This window comes from Leucobacter sp. NPDC077196 (assembly GCF_040687075.1).
Lineage (GTDB): Bacteria > Actinomycetota > Actinomycetes > Actinomycetales > Microbacteriaceae > Leucobacter.
Genome location: NZ_JBFBML010000019.1, coordinates 19,621 through 40,347, shown reverse-complemented (window position 1 = coordinate 40,347; position 20,727 = coordinate 19,621). Strand labels below are relative to the sequence as shown.

Sequence of the window (20,727 nt, the reverse complement as noted above, 5' to 3'; positions counted from 1 at the left end):
CGCACCGCTCATTCGCCCGTGCGCATCTCCGCGTCGAAATCGAGAGCGCGCTGCGCGGCGGCATCGGCGTCGCCGGGTGACGCGCCAGCCTGCTGATGGGCGGCCGACCACGCCTCGGCGAGTCGACGGGTGAATGCGAGCCCGTTCTCCGTGTCCAAAGCTTGCTGCACGTCGTCGAGCTCGCCTCGCTCATTCTCGAGGTGCATGGCGAGGCCGAGCAGGGCGGCGTCCCAGCCGATGCCTCCAGCCGACGGGCCGTATGCGCGCCAGTGTTCCGTCATCGGGCTCGTGTGGCGCACGGTCAGCTCGGCCCAGCCCGCTTCGACTTCGACGAAGGTCACCGTCACATGCGAGACGTCATCGTCGTACTCCCACGTCACCGACAGCCGGCGGTCTTCGTCGCAGGCTTCGATCGTGCCGACGGTGCCGCTTTCGGTGAGGCGGTATCGGCCCCCTACGCGGAGTTCGCCCTCCACGGGTTCGAACCACCGGGCGAGACGTTCGGGATCGGTGCACGCCGACCAGAGTTTGCTCGCGCGCGTCGCGAACCGCTGACTGAGGCCGACCGCGGCAGAATCAGCCGTGACCTCCGCGGCGTGCGATAGTCGTGTGGTGACCGATGCGCATGCAGCCCCCGACCTCGAATTCGTGCTCGCATGCGTGCGTGACGACGCGGCAGCGGGGCGCCTCGCCGATTGGGGTGCATCGACGGTCATCGACGAGCACACCGCGGTGCCCTCCTTCGAGCGGGACATCTTCGACGCTCTGCACGCGGCTGCGGGCATCGACGCGGCCTTCCCGGTGGGCAACGCCGGGCTCTTGCACGTCTACGGGTACTGGTTCTCGGAGGTGCCGACGCCGTTCGGGTTCAAACGCGATCGCTGGCAGAACGGGGAGCTGGCGCGGGCGCTGGGCCAACGCGGAACTGCGTTCCACCTCATGCGCGGATCAACATCCGGCGATCCTGGATCGACGCCGCTGCAGCGCATCACCGAGGCCGCGCTCCCGCTGCTGCTGCGCCCGCCCGAACGCTCCCGTATCGGCGAGGCCCTGCTCGACGAGCGCCGGAGTCGGGTTGTGCTCGTGCCGGCCGCGGATGCAGAAGCCCCCGCGCTCATCTACGGCATCGCACCCGAGCCGGGCACCCGCGACCGGTCGCCCCTCCTGCTCATCACCGCATTCCCGTTCGGCGGTGACCAGGCCGCACTCATCGCCGATTTCCAGGCGCATCCCGCACCTCGTTGGAATGCGGTCGCCGACTCGTAACCTGGTGTTCACCCCGCGATAGACGTTTCGTCCATCTCGCACTCTAGCTTTGGATGCATCGTCCAAATTGCAAGGGAGTGCGCATGGCACCGAGCATCGTCTTCGACTTCGATGGCACACTGGCCATCGGCCACGGGCCCGTCCGCGCGTACGCGGCGTGCGTGGCAGATGGCGCCGCGGTCGCGCCGGGCTTCATCGACCGCGTCGACGGCGAGCTCGCGCGCTACGACGCCGGGGAGAGCACCTACCGAGACGGATACGACATCGTCGGGTCCCTCGCCGAGGCGGCGGGCGTCACGATCGACGCCCGCGCCGAGGCCTACGAACGCAGCCGCGCGCGGCTCGGCAGCGAACTTGCCTTCGTCGACACGATCGACGGCCTCGACGCGGCGCTCGAGACGCTGGGTCGATCCGCCCGTCTCGTGCTCGCCACCAACGCGCCAGAGACCGGTGTTGCCGCAGTCCTCGACGCATGGGGGGTGCGGGCTCGCTTCGACGAACTGCACTACACCGTCGGCAAGCCGGTCGGCCTCGAGCGGCTCATCGAGCGGCTGATCGCCGAGGGCCCGGTCCTCGCGATCGGCGACATTTTCGAGTTCGACCTGGCGCCGGCTGCAGCTCTCGGCGCCGACACGGCTCTCGTCGGTGCTACCGCCGAGACCTCCACCGCTTCGGTGACGATGCGCGGGCGATCGCTCGCCGATCTCGTCCCCGATCTCCACGCCTGGGCCGCGTCCGCGGCATCCAGCACCTCCGCGCCGCTCGGCGCGGGATCCGGTATCGAAAGGTAACCCCACTCATGCGTTCATCCGTTCTCGCAGTAGGCGCTCTCACCGTCGCCGCGCTCGGTCTCGCCGGTTGCAGCGCCACCGACTCGGCGGCGTCGCCCGCCGACGAAGCGCAGGCCTGGCCCGACTCCATCACGCTCTCGTTGGTGCCTTCGGTAGAGGGTGAAGACCTCGCCGAGGCACTCGATCCCCTCACCGCATATCTCTCCGACGGGCTCGGCATCGAGGTCGAGGGCGTGGTCGCGAGCGACTACGCCGCGACCGTCGAGGCGCTTGGAGCAGACCAGGCGCAGGTCGTCATCACTGACGCCGGTTCCCTGTACAACGCGATCGAGCAGTACGACGCCGAGCTGGTGCTGCGCGACGTGCGCTTCGGGGCCACCTCGTACGCCGCCGTCGCGTACACGAACAATCCCGACAAGTACTGCGACGCCGAGCCGGTCATGGCGACGTACGCCGCCAGCGACATCGAGCTGTCGTACTGCAACGGCATCGAAGAGGCCGGCGCGGATGCGATGGGTGCCGGACCCGCTGGAATCGAGGCGCTCGCGAAGATCGACGAGGGGACGAAGGTCGCATTGCAGGCGGCTACCTCGCCGGCCGGCTACCAGTACCCGGTGGTCGCCATGCGCGATGCCGGCATCGACACCGACACCGACATCGAGCAGGTGCCGGTCGAGGGCAACAACAACGCCGTGCTCGCGGTCGCGAACGGCGACGCCGAGGTGAGCTTCGGGTATTGGGACGCTCGCACCACCGTGACCGCCGAAGCCCCCGACGTGGCAGAGAAGGTCACGGCGTTCGCCTACACCGAGATGATCCCGAACGGCGGCGTTGCCGTCGCGCCGACGCTGCCCGCCGATCTCGTCGAGCAGCTCACCGAGCTCATGGCCGACTACGCCGACTCCTCAGAAGACGCCAAGACCGTGATGTTCGACCTCGTCGGACTCTCGGGGTGGACCACCGAGACTGCTGACGACGAGATCGCGCGCTACGGCGAGATCTTGGGCGAGTTCTCCAACTAGTCAGAACCAGGTACATGTCACACTCACTCGATGAGCGCCACGAGGCGGGCGGACGGCAGACGCCGGACGCCGCCTCGTGGCGCATCGCCCTCGACCGTGTCTCGGTCACCTACCCCACTGGCACGCGTGCGCTGCAAGACGTCTCGCTGAGCATCGAGCCGGGTGAGATGGTGTCGATCGTCGGGCTCTCGGGATCGGGCAAGTCCACACTCATCCGAACCATCAACGGCCTCGTCGGCGTCACCGAGGGTAGCGCGACCGTCGGTCCGCACCGCATCTCTGATCTCCGCGGTCGCGCACTGCGGGAGGCGCGCGGGCACATCGGAATGATCTTCCAGGCGTTCAACCTCGCCGAGCGCGCGAGCGTCTACCGCAACACCCTCGTGGGCCGCTTCGCGCACTCGCCGGCGTACCGCACCCTGCTCGGCATTCCGAGTGCCGAGGATCGCGAGATCGCTCTGCGCGCGCTCGACTCCGTCGGCATCCTCGACAAAGTGTGGAACCGCGCCGGTGCGCTCTCCGGCGGCCAGAAGCAGCGCGTCGCGATCGCGCGGGCGCTCTCGCAGGAGCCGAGCGTGATGCTCGCCGACGAGCCGGTCGCGAGCCTCGATCCGCCCACGGCGCACGCGGTGATGGCCGACCTCGAACGCATCAACGCGGAGCGCGGCCTCACTGTGCTCGTCAACATCCACCTCATGGATCTCGCGCGTCAGTACACGCGTCGAATGATCGGGCTGCGCGACGGCCGCGTCGTGTACGACGGGTCGGCCGCGGCCGCCACCGATGCCGACTTCGAGCAGATCTACGGCCGCCCGATTCAGCCGCGCGATCGCCTCGGAGAACGAGCGTGACCGCGACACCGCAGCACGCCCCCGCGATCCGGCACGAACTCGAGGTTCCGCCGAGACCAAGCAACACGGCGCGCGCGGTACTGATCGCCGCCGCCGTGGCGGCGTTCACCGTCGCGACCTGTTTGCCCGCGATCGGCGGCATCGAGCTCGACCTCGCGGCGATCGCGAAGCACTGGCGCAACGGCGTGACGAAGCTCGTGCAGCTCGCGCAACCGAACTTCGCCTTCGTGCCGCGCACCATGGCGCCGCTGCTCGAGACGCTTCAGATGGCGCTCGTCGGCGCGGTCGCGGCAGCGCTGTGCTCGATTCCGCTCACGCTGTGGGCGGCGGCGCCGACCAACCCGAACCGCCTCACGCGGAGCCTCGTGCGCACGCTCAACAATGTGAACCGCGCCGTGCCCGACCTGGTGTTCGCCACCGTGCTCGTGGCGATGGTCGGGGTCGGTGCGCTGCCCGGTGTCATCACACTCTTCCTCTTCAATATCGGCATCGTGGTGAAGCTGGTATCCGAGGCGATCGATGCCACCGACCACCGCTACATGGAGGCCGGTCGTGCGGCAGGCGGCACGCAGTTCCAGATCAACCGAGCGACGGCACTGCCGCAGGCCTGGCCGCTGTTCGCGAATCAGTGGCTCTACGCGCTCGAGCTGAACGTGCGCATCTCGGCGATCCTCGGCATCGTGGGCGCCGGTGGCATCGGGCGTCTGCTCGACGAGCGCCGCGGCTTCTACGCCTACTCCGATGTCTCCGTCATCATCCTCGAGATCCTCGTCGTGGTCATCGCCATCGAGGTCCTCTCCAATCTGCTGCGCCGGAGGCTCGTATGACCGTGATGGTGAACGCCCCCGTGCCCGGCGCACCCACTGCGCTGCGTCCTGGCTCGCGCGACCTGCCGCCGCGGCCTTCGCGCCTCGCGGCGACGGCATGGTCGATCGCGGCCGCGCTCGTCGTGCTGCTCGCGGCCGGCACGCTTCAGATCGATTGGGGCGACCTGCCCGGCGTGCCCGGCCAGGTTGCCCAGTACCTGCGGCTCATGTTCGAGGCCCCGAACTGGGACAAGCTGCCGCGCGCCCTGTTCGAGACGTGGCGGTCGATCTCGATGGCGTGGATCGGCGCCATGCTGTGCGTCGCTGTGTCGATTCCGCTCGGCATGCTCGCCGCGAACGGCGTTGGGCCGCTCTGGTTGCGGGCGCTGCTGCGCGGCATCTTCGCGGTGCTGCGCGCCGTGCCCGAGGTGATCATTGCGCTCGTGCTGCTCACCGTGACCGGGCTCACCCCGCTGACGGGAGCGCTCGCACTCGCGATCGCAGGGATCGGCACGCAGGGCAAATGGGTGTACGAGACCGTCGAGTCAGCGCAGGAGGGTGCGGTCGAGGCCGTGCGGGCTGCCGGCGGCACCACCGCGGAAGTGACCCGGTGGGCGATCTGGCCCGCCGTCGCCCCGGCACTGCTCTCGTTCGCGCTGTACCGCTTCGAGATCAATATCCGTACTTCGGCGGTGCTCGGGCTCGTGGGCGCCGGCGGTATCGGAAGTATGCTGTCGAACTACACCAACTATCGGCAGTGGGACACCGTCGGCATGCTGCTGATCGTCGTCATCGCGGCGACGATGCTCATGGACGCGATCTCGGGGGCCATTCGCCGCCGCATCATGAACGGAAGCAGATGACCACCACCTGGCAGGGATCACCTGACGCCCGGCCGAGCGTGCGCATCGCGTCGCTCGCTCCCGCGCTGCAGCGCACCGAGCGCCGCGTGGTCGAGGCCATCGCCGCCGACCGCGACCGCGCCGTCGAGTGCACCGCGCAGGCGCTCGCCGAGTGGGTCGGGGTGGGGCGCACCACCGTCATCCGTGCCGCGCAGTCACTCGGCTACGACGGCTACCCGCAGCTGCGCGTCGCCCTCGTGCAGGAGCTCGCCCTCGAGGGGGCGGTGGCCTCCGGGGCCGCGGGCGCGGGGGGCGGGTCGATCGGCGGCGCCGAACGTGCGGGGGATCTGGGAAGGGCGCCGGGCAGCGGCTCGGGCGGCGCCGGCGACGCCACGATCCTCGGCACGCTGCGCACGAGGATCGCACAGCTCGCCGCGCGACTCGACGACACCGTGGCGGTGCTCACCCCGGAGGCGGTCGACGCCTTCGTGCACGCACTCGACACCGCTGAACGGCTGCTCGTGGTGGCCAACGGCCTCTCGAGCCCGCTCGGCCTCGACTTCGCGATGCGGCTCAATTCGGCCGGTCGCTCGGTCGAACAGTTCGCCGACCCGATGGCCCAGCAGATCGCGGCGCGGCAGCTCGGAGCCGGATCGGTGTGCGTCGTCTTTTCAGGTTCCGGCGCGAATCGCGCGACCCTCGAGGCGATGGGGGCCGCCCGTCGGAGCGGCGCACGCGTGATCGCTGTCACCTCCTTCGCGCGGTCCGCGGTGGAGAAGCTCGCCGACGTGGTGCTCGTGGTGCCTCCCGTCGGGGGCAGCTTTCACGACGAGCTGATCCACACCTCCCGCGCGGCGTTGATGCTGGTGACCGAGCACCTGGTCGACGCGTTCGTCGAGGTTCGCGGCGATCGCGGGCGCGAAGCGCGCTCCGCGGTGCTCACCGTGCTCGCGGACGCGTTGGAGGAGTAGCGGGGATTCCGGGGCAACGGGGCACGCGCGGGGCTCAGCCGGTCAGGTGCTCCCGCAGGGTCGCGCCCTCATACGCGTGGCGGAAGATGCCACGGCGCTGCAGCTCGGGCACCACGCCGTTCACGAAGTCTTCGAACGACGAATGGTAGAGAGCCGGCATGATGATGAACCCGTCGGCGGCCTCGCTATCGAAGAGGTGCTGCAGCTCGTCGGCGATTGTCGCGGGCGACCCAACCAGCTGCGGGTGCAGCTGGTTGAGGGCCTGCTCGATCGCGAGCTCGGCGACCGTCAAGCTGCGCCGCTCGCTCACCGCCATCAGCATGTCTTCGAACCCGACGCTGCCGGTGGCGCCGCGATGCGCGGTGAGCGCCTCGGTCGCGGGAGCCGCGGGGTCGAGGGCCTCGGCGTGCAGCAGCCGCTCGAGCTTCGCGAGCGCACTCGGCAGGTCGATCTGCGCGACCAGCGCGGCGAGCTTCGCGTTGGCCTCGGCGTCGGTCCACCCCACGATCGGCTGCACGCCCTGCAGCACGCGAATCGTCTCGGGATCGCGACCGTAGTCGACGCGGGCCCGGTCTCGGATCTCGCTGCGCAGCTCGCGCATGGCCTCTGGGGAGTCGCCGATGGCGAACACCACCTCCGCCCAGCGCGCTGCGAACGCGCGGCCGCGCGGCGACGAGCCGGCCTGCATGAGCACTGGGTGGCCCTGCGGACTCTGCGGCAGGGTGAGCGGCCCGCGCGAGAGCGCTCCGGCGACCCGATGCACGCGCGACGGGTCGGCGAAGACGCCCGCAGCCTGGTCGTGCACGAGCGCATCGGGCTCCCACGAGTGCCACAGGTCGACGACGGTCTGCACCACATCGTCGGCGTGGTCGTAGCGCTGGCCGGGCGCCGCGATGCCGGCATGGCCGAGATTGCGCGCCTCGGCATCGGTGGTAGAGGTCACGATGTTCCACGCGGCGCGGCCGCCCGAGAGGTGGTCGACGGAGAGCAGCTGGCGCGCGATCGCGTAGGCCGGCAGAAAGCTCGTCGATACGGTCGCGCCGATGCCGATGCGCGACGTCGCGCCCGCGACGAGCGAGGCCTTCGCGATCGGGTCGAGGTAGATCGCGCCTTTGCCGGCGGTGCGGAGCGTCGTCGCGTACTCACCCACCCCGTCCTCTGGCACCGCGAGAGCGTCGGCGAAGAAGATCATGTCGAAGCAGCCGCGCTCCAACGTGCGTCCGAGATCTGCCGTGAATTGCCCGCTCAGCCAATCCGGGCGGCTGAGCGGGTTGCGCCAGTTCTCGGCGTACTGGCTCGTGGGGGGATTCACCATGCCGACGAGATGCATGCCCCGCTCCGCGCGACTCATGCGAGGGGCGCAGCTGCAGCGCCGTCAGAAGCGCCGTCAGAAGCGCCGGGAATCGTCGGGCTGTTGATCGAGACCGTGAGATGCGTCACGACATGCTGCACTGCGGCACCCACTCCGATCCAGGCGTTCGCGGCGGTCTGCAGCACCGAGGAGAGGTCGCCGTCGAGGCGCGTGGCGTAGTGGTCGGAGCCCGAGTAGACCCCCTCCGCCTTCGCCTGCTCGATCGCCGCGTAGATCGGCGTCATGTGGTCGGCCGGAGCCGCCTGAGGTGTGGAGGCCGCATGGACTGACGGTGATTCAGAACCCGCGTCGAGCAGCGGATACAGCGACCAGTGCGCTCGCGCCCGCACGCCGCTTCGAGGCAGCTCGATCGGTGCGGCGGCTAGTGCGTGGACGCCCGGCGGCAGCGCGCACTGCAGTTCGCCCGGGCATCCGCGGGAGAGCAGGATCGCCGCCGACAGGTGCGCGCCGCTTCGGGCGGCCGCAGTGATGACGCTCTGCACGTAGGCGAGCACGCGCTGCTCGCTGCCCGTGATGAACGTCGAGATGTCGTTCGTCTCGATGGTGAGATCGGTGGCGTCGGCCGAGCCGAGTGCCTCCAGAATGATGCGTACGTAGTCGGAGTCGTAGACCGAGAGTGTGAAGCGCGCTCCCACGCCGTACTGCTCGGGGGTGGGCGTCTGATGCGTCGCTGAAGTCACGCCACCACCCTAGGCGACGCCGCCCCGCGCCGTGCGGTAGACGTGCGGATGTTGCTAGGGTGAACCCCACACGGGAGTCCGGTAGGCCGGGCTGAGAGGAAAGTCCACAGCTTTCGACCGTCGAACCTGATCTGGATCATGCCAGCGCAGGGAGACACTCTACGAACCCGTGCCCGATCGAACCGGAAGGGCACGCATTCATGCGCCATCACACTCACACTCACACTCACACTCACACTCACACTCACACACGTACCCATGCCCGCACCTCGGCGCGCGCCGCCGCCGCGCTGCTGGCGACTGCTGCCATCGCCCTCGTCGGCTGCGCGAGCGCCTCCGACGCACCGAGCGACGCGGGTTCCGCCGAGAGCGCCGGCGGCACCCGAGTCACGTTCGCCCTCGACTGGGCGCCGAACACCAACCACATCGGCGTGTACGTCGCCGATGAGCTGGGCTACTTCGACGAAGCCGGCCTCGACGTCGAGATTCTGCCGTACGGCTCGACACCCGCGACGCAGCTCGTCTCGGCGGGCGAGGCCGACTTCGGCATCGGTGGCCAGTCGACCGTGCAGGTGGCGCGCACCGCCGGTCTCGACCTCCTGTCGGTGTATCGCGTCACGCAGCGCGACTCGGGTCGCCTGGTCTCACTGGCGGATCGTGCAGACGTCGAACGCCCTGCAGATCTCGACGGCATGACCTTCGGCGGCTTCGGCTCGCCGCTCTACAGCGCCCTCGCCAGCGCCACGATCGAGGGCGACGGGGGCAGCGGGGAGTTCGAGGAGGTGGTGCTCGACACCGGCGCCTACGAGGCGCTCTCGCAGGGGCGCATCGACTTCACCCTGTCGGTCGCGACGTGGGAGAACCTGCAGGCAGAGCTCGACGGCCACCCGTACCGCGAGTTCAGCTACCAGGAGTTCGGCGTGCCCGAGCAGCAGTCCACGGGCATCGTCTCGAGCGAGGCGTACCTTGATGCGCACCCCGATGAGGCGCGTGCCTTCGTGGGAGCGGTATCTCGGGGCTACGCCTATGCGGCCGAGCAGCCCGATGCGGCGGCCGACCTGCTGATCGCGGCCAACCCCGATACGCTCGGCACGGCAGAGGAGCTGGTGCGCGAGAGCACCCGGCTGCTCGCGGACGAGTACCTCACCTCGCCCGATCGTGCGATCGGCGCGGCAGACCCCGGAGCCTGGGACGCGTTCGGCGAGTTCCTCTTCGACGGCGGCTTTCTCACGGACTCCGAGGGAGAGCCGCTCGCCGAGCAGCCTGACTGGAGCGCCTACTACACGGATGAGTACCTGGGGTGAGCGGCGTGGCGCTGCGAACTCGGAGGCCGGCAGGAGCGGCTGGGCGTTGGCCGGCGCTCATCGGTGTCATCGCCGCGCCCACGATCGCGTTCCTTCTGCTGCTCGCCGCGTGGCAGACGGTCGCGGTCGCCGGACTCGTTCCGGCAGACATGCTGCCCTCGCCCACCCGCGTCGTCAGCGCTGCCGCAGCCGAGCACACGGTGCTGCTCCGGCACGCCATCCCCACGCTCGTCGCGACGGTCGCGGGGTTCGCGCTGTCGGTGACGGTCGCCTTCGCCACGGCGACCCTGCTCGACTTCTCGCGGATCCTGCGCAGCGCTCTGCTGCCGCTGCTCATCGTGAGTCAGACGCTGCCGCTCATCGCACTTGCGCCGCTCGTGGTGCTCTGGTTCGGTTTCGGCCTGCTCCCGAAGATCCTGCTCGTCGCGTTCGTCACCTACTTCCCGATGGTGGTCGGGCTGCTGCGCGGCTTCGCCGATGCGGATCCCGAGTCCGAACGACTGCTCGCGTCGATGGGGGCCTCGCGCGCGACCGTGTTCCGCCTGGTGAGGCTTCCGGCATCGACCGCGTCGTTCTTCTCGTCGCTGCGCATCTCGATCACGTACGCCGTCGTGGGCGCCATTTTCGCCGAGTACGCCGGAGCGGTGGCGGGTCTGGGGGTCTACATGCAGTCGGCGAAGAACGTGTTTCGCACCGACTTGGTGCTCTCCGCCGTCGGGGTCAGTACCGTGCTCACGCTGTGCCTCTTCGGTGCGGTCGTGCTCGCCGAGCGCCTCGCGGCGCCCTGGTTGCGCATCGAGCAGGGCCGCGACAACGCGCTGGCGGGAGGGCTGCGATGAGCCTGCTCGAGATCAGGGGACTCGCCAAGCGGTTCGCGGATCACACCGTGCTCGAGCACGTCTCGTTCGATGTCGCAGCCGGCGAGATCGTCGCGCTCATCGGGGCGAGCGGAAGCGGTAAGTCGACACTGCTGTCCATCCTCACCGGCGCGCTCGCGCCCGACGCCGGGGAGATCCGTTTCGACGGCGCACCGCTCGCGCAGCAGGGAAGACCGTTCGCCTACATGCCCCAGCGCGATGCGCTGCTGCCATGGCGCAGGGTCGTCGAGAATGCATCGATCGGGCTCGAGGTGCAGGGCGTGCCGAGCCGTGAAGCGCATCGGCGAGTGCGTGCGCTCATCGAGCCGTTCGGGTTGGCGGGCGCCGAGCGGCGCTACCCGCGCCAGCTCTCGGGCGGAATGCGGCAGCGTGTCTCGTTTCTGCGGACGGTGGTGCAGGATCGGCCGATCCTGCTGCTCGACGAGCCGTTCGGGGCGCTCGACGCGATCACTCGCGACGAGTTGCAGCGCTGGCTGCTCGACATGTGGCGCGATACGGGGTGGACCATCGTGTGCATCACGCACGACATTCGCGAGGCGGTGCGTCTGGCGGACCGCGTGCTCGTACTGCCCGCGACGCCCGGCCCGTTCGTGGGTGAGGTGGAGGTCTCCCGCGACATCCCGCGAGACGACGGACTGCTCACCGACCCGCGTGTACCGCCGCTCGAGGCGCAGCTGCATGCCATGCTGCGTGCGACGGATTACGCCTCCCGGTCGAATGACGCCTCCCGGTCGAACCCCATCGCATAGGCGCGCTCGGGAAGCCTCGCGAGTGGCGTGCGGAGCGCCGAGCCGAGTACCGCGGCAGCGGTGGGCGCGAGTCGCCGCGGCCACGGACGCCCGAGCACGGTGTTCAGGCCCGCCAAGCGTGCGGCGGTGCGCGCCGAGGCAAGACGGCTGCGCTCCCAATGCCGCAACGCAGTGTTCTTCTCGCGCGTTCGCTCTGTAGGCGTGCGGGAAGCGGCGCCGTGCCGCGAGCCCGAGCGCGCCCGAGCGAGAACCGGGGCGAGGGTGACGGCGTCAAGCAGGCCCAGGTTCATGCCCTGCCCGCCGATCGGACTCACCTCGTGCGCGGCATCGCCGATGGCGATGACGGCGTTTGCGAACACCATGCGGTCGAGCAGCACTCTGCGAATGCTGAAGCGGCTCGCCCCGGTGACGTGGGCGGCGAGCTCTGGGCAGCCCATGCGCGCTGAGATCGCCTCAGCAAGGCGCTCGCCGTCGCTGTCACTGACGCCGTCGCCGACTCCCGCATCGTGGTGGCGCGGCGACACCCGCGCCACCAGCCTGCGCCCGCCCCCTGGCATCGGGAAGGATTCTGCGACGCCTCCCGATCCGAGCGTGATCACTGCGGTGTGCTCCGGCTGCCCCGGAGACTCAGAAAGGTCGGTCATGAGATACCGGTCGGGGTACGCGCGAGACCGACCGGTGAAGAGCCCGCTCAAGAGCCTCCGCCCCGATGCGCCCGTGGCGACGACGACCGTGCCGGCGAGCCATGATCGCGATCCGCCGCCGGCGTCCACCGCATGCACCGCTACCCCGGCCGGCGTCGGGTGCACGCCCACGACGCGCATGCCGCGTACGGGCGGAGGTCCCTGGGCCGCGACCGTCGCCTCGGTAACCGCCTGCGGCACCGAAGCAACGAAGGGAAAGCGCACCGATAGGCGATCGAAGTGCACTTCGCCGACCGTGCGACCCGCGGCGACAGCGATCCCGCGGGTGATCCGCGTGGCACCGGCCAGCAGGCGCTCGGTAGCGCCGCTCGCTTCCAGGGCGGTGAGCACGGGAGGGTGCACGCCGATCGCACGCGAACCGGGAGACGCATCGACCCGCTGTTCGAGCAGTACGACGTCGACCCCCAGCCGCTGCAATTCGGATGCGAGGAGCGAGCCGCTGGGGCCAGCACCGACCACCAGCACGTCGCACGCGGCCGTTTCGTTCATGCGGAACCCCCGGCACGATGCACTGCGAGGAGACGGAATCGGCCGACGCGCTCCGACCTCCAACTCGACGGGAGCACGTCGGCGAGTTCACCGGGGGTATAACTGCGTCGGATACTGCGGAGCCCGTCGACGCGCAGAAGCGTGCCGACGCTCACGGGCACGGCGCCGACCGCGAACGCGGCGTAGGCGAGTCGACCCCGCGAGATATCGGAGTGCACGGCGAGCCGCGTCGCGAGTGCCTCCGAGTCCGCGAGCAAGCCGGCCAACTCGGTCTCGGTCAGGTGATGGAGCAGGTGATTCGACAGCACGACGTCGAATTGCTCCTGGGCGGCTACGAGATCTGCAGAGAAGCACTCGCGGTAGACGACGCCGGGAATCGGGGGAGTCGACGAGGCGACGGCGATAGCACGAGGATCGGGGTCGATCCCCACTCCCTGCACCGCATAACCGTCACGCGCGGCCATCATCACGATGCGACGCAGCACGTCACCACCGCCGCACCCGATGTCGAGAATCCTCAGGGGCGCGCCACGTGGCGCCTGCGCGCTCGCCGCAGCGAGCGCCGGGCGCACATGCGTGCGATAGACCCGTGCCCACGAGGCGACCGCGCGGTTCACCGCACCGAACCCTCGCAGCGTGCGTCGCAGTCGAGCGGGGTCGCAGTGCGGGTCGTCCATGATCTCCATCAACGCCGTATCGCGGTGCGCCAGCGAAATGAACGGGAACCGAGGCATCTTCATCGAGTGTCCGTCACCGAGCCGATCGTCTCACCGAGCGAGCTGCGACGCCGAGTTCGTCGCGGGTGCGCTCGCCGCAGCGCCGATGGGAATGCCCGTGGCGCCGGTGACATCAGTCTCCGGCACCTCGGCCACGTGCTCGGTTCGAGCAGCGACGCGGGTGAAACGCGCGGTTTCGACCGTTAATCCCGGCCCGAAGCACAGCCCGGCCACCGTCGCACCGTCGGGCATCGCGTCGTCGGCCAGGATGCGCTGCAGAATGAAGAGGATCGTCGCGCTCGACATGTTGCCGTATTCGCGGAGCACGGACCGCGACCGCTGCATGGCTTCCTCCGAGAGTCCGAGTCCGTCTTGCACCCGATCGAGCACGCTGCGACCGCCGGGATGCACCGCCCACGCATCGATGTCCGCAACTCCGCCGGACGCGTCGCCACCGAGCATCGGGCCGACGACGGAGGCGACCTCGCGCCCGATGATGCGCGGCACGTTGGCCGTGAGACGCATCTCGAACCCGTAGTCGCCGATGGTCCAGTCCATGTCCGCTTCGCCCTCCGATGTGAGCGCGGTCGAGAACGCGCCGACATCGAGCACTGGGGCGGATCGGCGGGCAGGCATCGGATCTGATGCCACGATGGCCGCTGCCGACCCGTCGCCGAAGACTGCGGACGCCACGATCTGTTCCGGGTCGCGCGACGAGCGAATGTGCAGCGAGCAGAGTTCGGTGCACACGACGAGGATCACCGAGCCGGGCTGCGAGTCGGCGATCCGGGCGGCCGAGCGTAATGCGGGGAACGCGGCTGCGCACCCCATGAAGCCGATGTTGGTGCGCTCGGCGCTCGTCGGGATGCCGAGCTCGCGCACCAATAGGTAATCGGGGCCTGGCGCGAAGAACCCGGTGCACGATGCGGTCACGACGTGCGTCACGTCGCTGGCCGACACCCCTGCTCGCTCGAGTGCGTCGCGCGCCGCCGCGGCGGAGAGCGGGGGCGCCTCGCGTCGATACACGAGATTGCGTTCACCGGTGCTGGGGGAGCGAAGCAGATCACGCCCCTCGGTGAATACGTCGGAGTTGGAGATCGATCCCTCATCGGAGTCGAGCCCGCCGATGACCGAGTATCGCGTGTCGATGGCCGACTGGTCGAATGCCGCACCGATGAGGCGGGAGGTCAGCCGATCGACTCCGGGTTGCGCAGCGAAGAAATCGCGGGTGCGCGATTGCGCCAGACGAGCGGACGGAACTGCGGTGCCAATAGCGAGAATCTGCGTGCCCATGCCGCAAACCTAGTACTGCTCCTCGACCGATGCGCCGGGGTTGACAGGCTCTCGGGTGCTTCAGCGCGAGGTGAGGGCCAATTCATTGCCCCTGCAGCGAAGCTGGGAACTTACTGCATATCGCACGTCGCGCGCAACCGCCTATTGGGAGGGCTCCGAACACTCCACACTGAGTACACCGGGTGACATGCGCTGTGCCGACATTGTCACCTCCAGCGAATAACAGAAGGAGAACGTCGTGAAGAATTCACCTAATCGCATTCTCGGAGTGATCTTCGGCGCGGTCTACGTCTTGGTCGGTCTGCTCGGCTTCGCCGTCACCGGCGGCGTGGGCTTTGTTGCGACCGAGGGCGGCCTGCTGCTCGGCATCTTCGAGGTCAACCCGCTGCACAACATCGCCCACCTCTTGATCGGTGCTGCGCTGCTGCTTGCGGGCCTGGCCAACGTGCGCGCAGCGAAGGGCGTGAACGGCACCGTGGGAGCCGTGTACCTGCTCCTCGGTATCGTCGGCTTCTTCATTGCAGACACCGCAGCGAACATTCTCGCCTTGAACACCGCCGACCACATCCTCCACCTCGGCAGCGCGCTCGTGCTGCTCGTCGTCGCAATCGCGGCTGACAAGCACGTCGCGCCAGCGACGCGTCCCGCGGTCTAACATGGGCGCATTCTGATGATGATCAGAGCATTGTGGCCGGCCCTGGCATCGCTCGGGGCCGGCCTCGTGCTGTTCGCCACGGCGGCAGGTGCGGCCCCTGCCGTGGCGATTCCCGTGGGAATCGCGGGTGCGGTCGAGCTGGCCTGGGCCTTCAGCGTGCTGCGAGCCGGGCGGCTGGTCATGCCGCGCGCCGCGATCGTCGGCGGCGCGGTCGGCATCGTCGGGTCGGGGTTCCTCCTGCTGACCGGGCCGGTCGCGCTGGTTCCATTCGTGGCGCTCTTCGTGTTCCACTGGTCCATCGCCATTGCGGCGGTGATCGAGTTGCGCGGTGCGCGGGCACGGAGCCTGGGGGCGGCTGCGACGGTCGCGATGGCACCGTCAACGGCGCCGTCAACGGCATCCGCGCCTGCCCCCGCACCCCGACAACGTCGCGCCGGCGCATTCACGATCGTACTGGTGATCGAGGCGATGCTGGTCGCCGCGATCGCCACACCCGCTCTCGCGGCGAGCGAGGCCGGGGAGTTCGCGGTGCCTCACGGAACGCTGCACTCCGGTCATTGACGGAGCCGCGCGGCGCTGTCGGCGCTCGCCAGGAACCTCTAGTGTGGATTTCAGGAGCCTCGCGCACCTCGAGGCCGGAAGGAGAACACCATGCAGCACACTCTGGACGAACTCGCGAACACCGGTGGCCAAAGCGTGCTGCCCTGGGTGATCGGCGCGGCGATCGTGATCGTGATCGCCGCTGCGCTGATCATCTTCGCGGCGATGCGGAAGCGACGAGCTGCGTCGGTCGATGCAGCGAGCACCGACGACGGAGCAGCGACCTCGGGCGGTGTCGACCCGACCAACCCGGGAGGTCCCGCGAATCTGGCGGGACCCGCTGAACCGACCGATCCATCTGATCCGACGCGCTAGCGAACACAAGGGATACACGTATGCGCACCACGGAAGTACTCGCCGACCTGGCGCGTCGACCTCTGGATGCCGCCGAAGCGTTGCGGCCGAAGCTGGTTCCCGAGCTGTTGAACGCCCACGCTCACCATGACAACTCCATCGCGTGGTTGCTCTGGCACGCGGCTCGCGAGATCGACGCGCAGATCGCCGATCTCTCGGGAGACGAACCCATCTGGACAGCCCAGGGGTTCGATCAGAAATTCGACCTCGACCTCCCGGCATCGCGCATCGGATACGGCGATAGCTCCGAAGACGCTCGACGCCTCGTCTGCGTCGATGCAGACCTGTTGCTGGAGCATCTGCGGGCGGCCGTTGAGGCACATGTCGCGTACCTGAGCGGCCTCGACGACGCAGCCCTCGACGAGGTGATCGACGCGGGCTGGGATCCGCCGGTGACGCGTGCGTCGCGGCTCATCAGCGTTGCTGCCGACGCCCTCGAACACGTCGGTCAGGCCGCGTACGTCACCGGGATGGGCGTCGACGCCTTCGAATAGGACGCTGACTCGACGAGCGCGAACACCGTTGAGGCGTGCGCGATGCCATTGATCTGCAGTGCGATCGACGCCGGTCCCGGGTAGTAGCGGCGCGTCGAGAGCGGCCGAAACGACTGCGCGCCCGCGACTTCCGTCGTCTCGCCCGGTGACAGTTCGCGCAGGGCGAGCTTGAAGACCTTGGTGCGCTCCCGTCCGCGGGAATCGGGGAAGGCGAGTACGTAGTCGATCACGATCCGCACCGGCTCAGAATCGCGATTCGTCACCGACGCGGAGAATCGCACCGCGTCGCCGATCGGCACCTGGGAGCTCGAGAGCGCGAGCGGAGTCACGTCGAGCTCCGCAGGCGCGAAGCCGAGTATGCCGAGCGCGCCGGTGTCGCCACGTTTCACGAGTGTGCGGAGGGCGTGCCGTGCCGTGCGATCGACGTGAGTGCCGCCGCTCTCGCGCCAGCCCGTCACGGTGTCGACGGCGAACGCCGCGTGATGTCGACTGTGATCGTTCACGTGATTCGCCACGGATCGACGCACCGACTCCTCGGCGTCGTCGAACAGCGCATCGACGATGGGGCGGCTTGCGGTGGGATCCGCGACGAGCGCGGGAATGCGCTCCGCCCACGGCAGCAGCGGCCGACTGCCTTCGGATGCCAGGCGGCGCACATGCCAGTCCGCGTCGGACGTCCATTCGTGCAGCTGAGCCAAGCCCCGCTCGAGATCGTGGCGGAGCAGCGGACGAATGGCGAACTCAGACGTCATACGCGGCGTCAGTTCTCGCATGACGGCGAGGGCATCGTCGAAGGACGCTGAGGTGTCGGCTTCGACTGCGCTCCACGCGACGGCGAGGCCGACGGGCCAGAGCATCCACCCTTCGAACCCGGAGTCGTGCAGTGCGGCGCGCGTCACTGCGGTGAGCCGCCGCGGGTCATTGCCGTGATCCTCGCGTATCGCAGAGGCGAGCAGGCGTGCGCGGCCACTGAGCCCCAGGCCGGTCAGGGTGTCGGCTGCTGAGCGCATAGCACTGGTGTTCGCCTGGGGATCCGCCTCGCGCAGCAGACGGGCGAGCTCGTGAGCGCGATCCTTCCCGAGAAGCTCATCCGTCATGGACATCGAGATGCTCCGCTCCTTGGTTTCAGTGGTCGTGCCTCGCATGGAGTGTACGGCACGCCGCACCGGCCGGGTAACCCTGTTGCCGCGGCATGCACCGGCCCGTTAGCGTCGAAGCGTCGCCCTGAGTGGGGCAGCGGAGGGAGCACTATGAGCGCGCACAGCCGACAGGGTTCGGGTATCGACGAGCCTGCGGCCCCAGCATCCGAGCGAGGCGTCGTCGCCCGTGCGATCGCGTGGGCGCTCCGGCTGCGACTGGTGCGCGCATACCTGAGATACAGCGAGCACCGCGGACCCATGCTCGCCGACAGCCTCACCTACCGCGCACTGTTCAGCGTGTTCGCGGGCATCCTGCTCGGGTTCTCCATCGCCGCGCTCTGGCTGGGCTCGAACCCTGAGGCCATGGCGACGCTCACGCAGACGCTCGACCGGGTCATCCCGGGTATCGGGGATATCGTCGATCCGAGTACCTTTGAGGCGCCGACGGGCTTCACCATCGTGGGTGCCGTGTCGCTGCTCGGACTGCTGGGCGCGGCGATCAGCGCGATCGGCAGTCTGCGCATCGCGCTGCGCACGCTGGCCGACGAGGTGCACGACGATGTCTTCATCCTCTGGGTCGTACTGCGCAACCTGCTCGTCGCTGTGCTGTTCGGTGGCCTGCTCGCCGGCGCGGCAGTAGTCAGCGTTGTGGGATCAGTCGGCGTCTCGTCGCTGCTCGGCTGGCTGGGAATCGCAGAAGGGCCGGTCACGGAATGGGCCACCCGCATCTTCGGCATTCTGGTCGTCTTCGTCATCGATTCCGTCGCCATCGCACTCGTCTTCCGAGTGCTTTCCGGCGTTCGAGCGCCGGCGAAGGCGCTCTGGAGTGGCGCGCTCATCGGTGGCTTCGGGCTTGTCGTGCTCCAGGAGCTGTCCGGGCTCTTCGTGCGGGGAGCGACCTCGAACCCGTTGCTCGCCTCCTTCGCGACGCTGATCGCTCTTCTCATCTGGATCAACCTGTCGTCGCAGGTCATCCTCATCTCGAGCAGCGTCATCATCACCGCAACGGCCGAGTCTCGAGACCGTCTGCGCGAGAAGTACGGCGCCGAGACGCTGGTGCAGCACCGTCGGCTCCGTGCCGAAGAGCTCGTGCACACGGCGACGAGAGAGCTGCGATCTGCCCAGGAGGCGGAGCAAGAGGAGCGCGAGAAGGCCCTCGCCGATGTGGCAGAGAGCGAACGCGACGAGAAGTCTGAGACACCTGTCTCGGGCACGGGGGAGCCGCGGAACTCGGCCGCAGAGACGCGGCGGCCCTGACACCGAGGGATAAGGTGGTCGGGTCGCGCGTCGCATCAGGCGAACGGCACTTCGCGAACCGAGAGGCAGGCCCATATGGCCGACGAGCAGCTGCAGAACTTCGAGGCGGTCGTGCGCGCGGCGGCGCAATCGGGGCACGAGCGCACGCTCGCCGACCTGCAGCGGCTCGTGCGCATCCCATCGGTGTCGTGGCCGGCTTTCGATCCGGCCCACGTGGTGGAGAGTGCTGATGCCATCGCCGGGCTGCTCGCCGAAATCGGCGTGTTCGACGTCGTCGATGTGCGGCGGGCGCCGATCGAGGGCGGGACCGAACTGGGCCACCCCGCCGTCGTCGCTCGGCGCGAGGCCCGAAACGGTCGACCGACGGTGCTGCTGTACGCCCACCACGATGTGCAGCCGCCCGGAAAGGAAGCGGACTGGCAGTCGCCCGCGTTCGAACCGACGGTGCGGAACGGGCGCCTCTACGGTCGTGGCGCGGCCGACGACAAGGCGGGCGTCATGGCGCACGTCGGCGCGGTTCGTGCACTCGTGGCCGCCGCCGAGGCGGAGGCGTGCGACCTCGACCTCGGAATCGCGCTCTTCATCGAAGGCGAAGAGGAGTGGGCGTCCCAGTCCTTCGGCAATTTCCTGCGAGAGAATCGTGAACTGCTCGCGGCCGACGCGATCATCGTCGCCGACTCGAGCAACTGGGACGAGGTGACGCCGGCGCTGACCGTCGCGCTGCGCGGCGCCGTGGCGTTCAACGTGCGCATACAGACCCTCGATCGCGCGTCGCACTCTGGCATGTTCGGGGGCGCCGTACCCGACGCGATGCTCGCCGCCGTGCGTCTGCTCGACACGCTCTGGGACACGGATGGGGCCGTCGCCGTCGCGGGCCTCGATCCTGCCGATCTCACGGTGCCCGAGTACGACGAAGCGCGGCTTCGCACGGAGACGGGCCTGCTCGACGGAGTGCACCCCGTGGGGCGCGGGGCGATCCTCTCACGGCTCTGGGCGCAGCCTGCGATCACGATCACGGGACTCGATGTTCCCGACGTCGCGAACGCCTCCAACACGCTGATTCCGAGTGTACGGGTGCGCATCAGTGCGCGAATCGCTCCGGGGCAGGATCCGCAGGACGCCTACGCTGCGCTCACCCGGCACCTGCAGGATCACGCGCCCTTCGGCGCGCGCCTCACGTTCGAGGACCCGGGACTCGGTCAGGCCTTCCAGGTCGACACGACCGGCTGGGCGGTCGCGGAGGTGCGCGGCGCGATGGCCGACGCGTGGGAGCGCGAGCCGGTCGATATCGGAGTCGGAGGCTCCATCCCGTTCATCGCGGAGCTCGTCGAGGAATTTCCCGCCGCGCAGATTCTCGTCACCGGCGTCGAGGATCCCGACGGCCGCGCGCACAGCCCGAACGAATCGCTGCACCTCGAGTCATTCCGCAAGTCGGTACTCACCGAGGCGTTGTTCCTCGCGCGCCTGAACCGCCGCTCCGAGTAACTCCTGCTG

Annotated in this window: 23 protein-coding genes and 1 riboswitch; of the genes, 16 read left to right on the top strand and 7 right to left on the bottom strand. The window is 69.0% G+C overall.

The features are described 5' to 3' along the window. Window positions 1–8: 8 nt before the first annotated feature. Window positions 9–716: an SRPBCC domain-containing protein gene (locus tag AB0O71_RS13920; protein WP_363746280.1), complete on the bottom strand. Its 708-nt coding sequence runs from the start codon at window positions 714–716 to the stop codon at window positions 9–11. On the opposite strand from AB0O71_RS13920, the gene AB0O71_RS13915 reads away from it, so the two are divergent. The 7 genes from AB0O71_RS13915 to AB0O71_RS13885 all read left to right on the top strand — a co-directional run bounded on the left by AB0O71_RS13915 (window position 613) and on the right by AB0O71_RS13885 (window position 6,549). Continuing rightward, the gene (locus AB0O71_RS13915) at window positions 613–1,266 is read left to right on the top strand and encodes an amino acid deaminase (protein WP_363746284.1); all 654 of its coding nucleotides are present in this window, start codon (window positions 613–615) and stop codon (window positions 1,264–1,266) included. The two genes, AB0O71_RS13920 and AB0O71_RS13915, sit on opposite strands and share 104 nt — an antisense overlap. Before the next feature lie 83 nt (window positions 1,267–1,349). After that, on the top strand, window positions 1,350–2,057 hold the full coding sequence (locus AB0O71_RS13910; RefSeq protein WP_363746266.1) for an HAD family hydrolase: 708 nt from the start codon (window positions 1,350–1,352) through the stop codon (window positions 2,055–2,057). Between the two features lie 8 nt (window positions 2,058–2,065). Continuing rightward, on the top strand, window positions 2,066–3,079 hold the full coding sequence (gene phnD / locus AB0O71_RS13905; protein ID WP_363746264.1) for a phosphate/phosphite/phosphonate ABC transporter substrate-binding protein: 1,014 nt from the start codon (window positions 2,066–2,068) through the stop codon (window positions 3,077–3,079). Between the two features lie 14 nt (window positions 3,080–3,093). After that, window positions 3,094–3,930 (top strand): phosphonate ABC transporter ATP-binding protein, encoded by an 837-nt coding sequence (gene phnC / locus AB0O71_RS13900; RefSeq protein ID WP_363746262.1) that lies wholly within the window; start codon window positions 3,094–3,096, stop codon window positions 3,928–3,930. Then, window positions 3,927–4,757, top strand: a complete 831-nt coding sequence (phnE, locus tag AB0O71_RS13895) for a phosphonate ABC transporter, permease protein PhnE (RefSeq protein ID WP_363746260.1) — start codon at window positions 3,927–3,929, stop codon at window positions 4,755–4,757. Before phnC ends, phnE (AB0O71_RS13895) begins: the two co-directional genes overlap by 4 nt. Continuing rightward, window positions 4,754–5,599 (top strand): phosphonate ABC transporter, permease protein PhnE, encoded by an 846-nt coding sequence (gene phnE, locus AB0O71_RS13890; RefSeq protein WP_363746258.1) that lies wholly within the window; start codon window positions 4,754–4,756, stop codon window positions 5,597–5,599. Before phnE (AB0O71_RS13895) ends, phnE (AB0O71_RS13890) begins: the two co-directional genes overlap by 4 nt. Then, complete coding sequence (locus AB0O71_RS13885) at window positions 5,596–6,549, top strand: MurR/RpiR family transcriptional regulator (RefSeq protein WP_363746256.1); 954 nt, start codon at window positions 5,596–5,598, stop codon at window positions 6,547–6,549. The genes phnE (AB0O71_RS13890) and AB0O71_RS13885 overlap by 4 nt, the downstream gene beginning before the upstream one ends. Before the next feature lie 34 nt (window positions 6,550–6,583). On the opposite strand, the gene AB0O71_RS13880 is transcribed toward AB0O71_RS13885, so the two are convergent. Next, window positions 6,584–7,879, bottom strand: a complete 1,296-nt coding sequence (locus AB0O71_RS13880) for an NtaA/DmoA family FMN-dependent monooxygenase (protein ID WP_363746254.1) — start codon at window positions 7,877–7,879, stop codon at window positions 6,584–6,586. A gap of 17 nt (window positions 7,880–7,896) precedes the next feature. Beyond that, complete coding sequence (locus AB0O71_RS13875; protein WP_363746252.1) at window positions 7,897–8,601, bottom strand: YkoF family thiamine/hydroxymethylpyrimidine-binding protein; 705 nt, start codon at window positions 8,599–8,601, stop codon at window positions 7,897–7,899. Between the two features lie 60 nt (window positions 8,602–8,661). Further along, a riboswitch (TPP riboswitch) is annotated at window positions 8,662–8,771 on the top strand. 30 nt (window positions 8,772–8,801) lie between these two features. On the opposite strand from AB0O71_RS13875, the gene AB0O71_RS13870 reads away from it, so the two are divergent. From AB0O71_RS13870 to AB0O71_RS13860, 3 genes are read left to right on the top strand one after another with little or no spacing between them, the layout of a single operon-like run. Further along, window positions 8,802–9,905: an ABC transporter substrate-binding protein gene (locus tag AB0O71_RS13870; protein ID WP_363746250.1), complete on the top strand. Its 1,104-nt coding sequence runs from the start codon at window positions 8,802–8,804 to the stop codon at window positions 9,903–9,905. 5 nt (window positions 9,906–9,910) lie between these two features. Beyond that, a complete protein-coding gene (locus AB0O71_RS13865; protein ID WP_363746248.1) occupies window positions 9,911–10,744 on the top strand; it encodes an ABC transporter permease in 834 nt (277 codons plus the stop codon). Continuing rightward, window positions 10,741–11,532, top strand: coding sequence for an ABC transporter ATP-binding protein (locus AB0O71_RS13860; protein WP_363746246.1), 792 nt, complete (start codon window positions 10,741–10,743; stop codon window positions 11,530–11,532). Before AB0O71_RS13865 ends, AB0O71_RS13860 begins: the two co-directional genes overlap by 4 nt. On the opposite strand, the gene AB0O71_RS13855 is transcribed toward AB0O71_RS13860, so the two are convergent. The 3 genes from AB0O71_RS13855 to AB0O71_RS13845 are packed head-to-tail and all read right to left on the bottom strand — an operon-like array spanning window position 11,484 to window position 14,734. Further along, on the bottom strand, window positions 11,484–12,725 hold the full coding sequence (locus AB0O71_RS13855; RefSeq protein ID WP_363746244.1) for an NAD(P)/FAD-dependent oxidoreductase: 1,242 nt from the start codon (window positions 12,723–12,725) through the stop codon (window positions 11,484–11,486). The two genes, AB0O71_RS13860 and AB0O71_RS13855, sit on opposite strands and share 49 nt — an antisense overlap. Then, window positions 12,722–13,465: a methyltransferase domain-containing protein gene (locus tag AB0O71_RS13850; protein WP_363746242.1), complete on the bottom strand. Its 744-nt coding sequence runs from the start codon at window positions 13,463–13,465 to the stop codon at window positions 12,722–12,724. The genes AB0O71_RS13855 and AB0O71_RS13850 overlap by 4 nt, the downstream gene beginning before the upstream one ends. Before the next feature lie 27 nt (window positions 13,466–13,492). Continuing rightward, on the bottom strand, window positions 13,493–14,734 hold the full coding sequence (locus tag AB0O71_RS13845) for a type III polyketide synthase (protein ID WP_363746240.1): 1,242 nt from the start codon (window positions 14,732–14,734) through the stop codon (window positions 13,493–13,495). Window positions 14,735–14,972: 238 nt separating this feature from the next. Here AB0O71_RS13845 and AB0O71_RS13840 point away from each other — a divergent pair, with 238 nt between their 5' ends. The 4 genes from AB0O71_RS13840 (at window position 14,973) to AB0O71_RS13825 (ending at window position 16,837) form a co-directional block, all read left to right on the top strand. Further along, window positions 14,973–15,389 carry a DUF4383 domain-containing protein gene (locus AB0O71_RS13840; protein ID WP_363746238.1) on the top strand — a complete coding sequence of 139 codons (417 nt, stop codon included), beginning with the start codon at window positions 14,973–14,975 and terminating at the stop codon, window positions 15,387–15,389. A 15-nt stretch (window positions 15,390–15,404) separates the two neighbouring features. Continuing rightward, a complete protein-coding gene (locus AB0O71_RS13835; RefSeq protein WP_363746236.1) occupies window positions 15,405–15,950 on the top strand; it encodes a hypothetical protein in 546 nt (181 codons plus the stop codon). 90 nt (window positions 15,951–16,040) lie between these two features. Further along, window positions 16,041–16,304: a hypothetical protein gene (locus AB0O71_RS13830; RefSeq protein WP_363746234.1), complete on the top strand. Its 264-nt coding sequence runs from the start codon at window positions 16,041–16,043 to the stop codon at window positions 16,302–16,304. A gap of 20 nt (window positions 16,305–16,324) precedes the next feature. Next, complete coding sequence (locus tag AB0O71_RS13825) at window positions 16,325–16,837, top strand: DinB family protein (protein WP_363746232.1); 513 nt, start codon at window positions 16,325–16,327, stop codon at window positions 16,835–16,837. On the opposite strand, the gene AB0O71_RS13820 is transcribed toward AB0O71_RS13825, so the two are convergent. Then, window positions 16,792–17,940, bottom strand: coding sequence for a DNA alkylation repair protein (locus tag AB0O71_RS13820; RefSeq protein ID WP_363746231.1), 1,149 nt, complete (start codon window positions 17,938–17,940; stop codon window positions 16,792–16,794). The two genes, AB0O71_RS13825 and AB0O71_RS13820, sit on opposite strands and share 46 nt — an antisense overlap. Before the next feature lie 147 nt (window positions 17,941–18,087). Here AB0O71_RS13820 and AB0O71_RS13815 point away from each other — a divergent pair, with 147 nt between their 5' ends. Together AB0O71_RS13815 and AB0O71_RS13810 are read left to right on the top strand one after the other, a co-directional pair. Further along, complete coding sequence (locus tag AB0O71_RS13815; protein ID WP_363746229.1) at window positions 18,088–19,233, top strand: YihY/virulence factor BrkB family protein; 1,146 nt, start codon at window positions 18,088–18,090, stop codon at window positions 19,231–19,233. A 75-nt stretch (window positions 19,234–19,308) separates the two neighbouring features. Continuing rightward, window positions 19,309–20,718: a dipeptidase gene (locus AB0O71_RS13810; protein ID WP_363746227.1), complete on the top strand. Its 1,410-nt coding sequence runs from the start codon at window positions 19,309–19,311 to the stop codon at window positions 20,716–20,718. Window positions 20,719–20,727: the final 9 nt, after the last annotated feature.

What these genes read in the sequence shown, in the direction of transcription:
- AB0O71_RS13815 (WP_363746229.1), top strand. Translation starts at nt 18,088, where the DNA reads ATGAGCGCGCACAGCCGACAGGGTTCGGGTATCGACGAGCCTGCGGCC.
- AB0O71_RS13830 (WP_363746234.1), top strand. Translation starts at nt 16,041, where the DNA reads ATGCAGCACACTCTGGACGAACTCGCGAACACCGGTGGCCAAAGCGTG.
- AB0O71_RS13845 (WP_363746240.1), bottom strand. Translation starts at nt 14,734, where the DNA reads ATGGGCACGCAGATTCTCGCTATTGGCACCGCAGTTCCGTCCGCTCGT.
- AB0O71_RS13825 (WP_363746232.1), top strand. Translation starts at nt 16,325, where the DNA reads ATGCGCACCACGGAAGTACTCGCCGACCTGGCGCGTCGACCTCTGGAT.
- AB0O71_RS13870 (WP_363746250.1), top strand. Translation starts at nt 8,802, where the DNA reads ATGCGCCATCACACTCACACTCACACTCACACTCACACTCACACTCAC.
- AB0O71_RS13835 (WP_363746236.1), top strand. Translation starts at nt 15,405, where the DNA reads ATGATGATCAGAGCATTGTGGCCGGCCCTGGCATCGCTCGGGGCCGGC.
- AB0O71_RS13920 (WP_363746280.1), bottom strand. Translation starts at nt 716, where the DNA reads ATGACCGTCGATGCACCCCAATCGGCGAGGCGCCCCGCTGCCGCGTCG.
- AB0O71_RS13820 (WP_363746231.1), bottom strand. Translation starts at nt 17,940, where the DNA reads ATGTCCATGACGGATGAGCTTCTCGGGAAGGATCGCGCTCACGAGCTC.
- phnC (WP_363746262.1), top strand. Translation starts at nt 3,094, where the DNA reads ATGTCACACTCACTCGATGAGCGCCACGAGGCGGGCGGACGGCAGACG.
- AB0O71_RS13860 (WP_363746246.1), top strand. Translation starts at nt 10,741, where the DNA reads ATGAGCCTGCTCGAGATCAGGGGACTCGCCAAGCGGTTCGCGGATCAC.
- AB0O71_RS13850 (WP_363746242.1), bottom strand. Translation starts at nt 13,465, where the DNA reads ATGAAGATGCCTCGGTTCCCGTTCATTTCGCTGGCGCACCGCGATACG.
- AB0O71_RS13885 (WP_363746256.1), top strand. Translation starts at nt 5,596, where the DNA reads ATGACCACCACCTGGCAGGGATCACCTGACGCCCGGCCGAGCGTGCGC.
- AB0O71_RS13810 (WP_363746227.1), top strand. Translation starts at nt 19,309, where the DNA reads ATGGCCGACGAGCAGCTGCAGAACTTCGAGGCGGTCGTGCGCGCGGCG.
- AB0O71_RS13910 (WP_363746266.1), top strand. Translation starts at nt 1,350, where the DNA reads ATGGCACCGAGCATCGTCTTCGACTTCGATGGCACACTGGCCATCGGC.
- AB0O71_RS13855 (WP_363746244.1), bottom strand. Translation starts at nt 12,725, where the DNA reads ATGAACGAAACGGCCGCGTGCGACGTGCTGGTGGTCGGTGCTGGCCCC.
- phnE (WP_363746258.1), top strand. Translation starts at nt 4,754, where the DNA reads ATGACCGTGATGGTGAACGCCCCCGTGCCCGGCGCACCCACTGCGCTG.
- phnD (WP_363746264.1), top strand. Translation starts at nt 2,066, where the DNA reads ATGCGTTCATCCGTTCTCGCAGTAGGCGCTCTCACCGTCGCCGCGCTC.
- AB0O71_RS13880 (WP_363746254.1), bottom strand. Translation starts at nt 7,879, where the DNA reads ATGCATCTCGTCGGCATGGTGAATCCCCCCACGAGCCAGTACGCCGAG.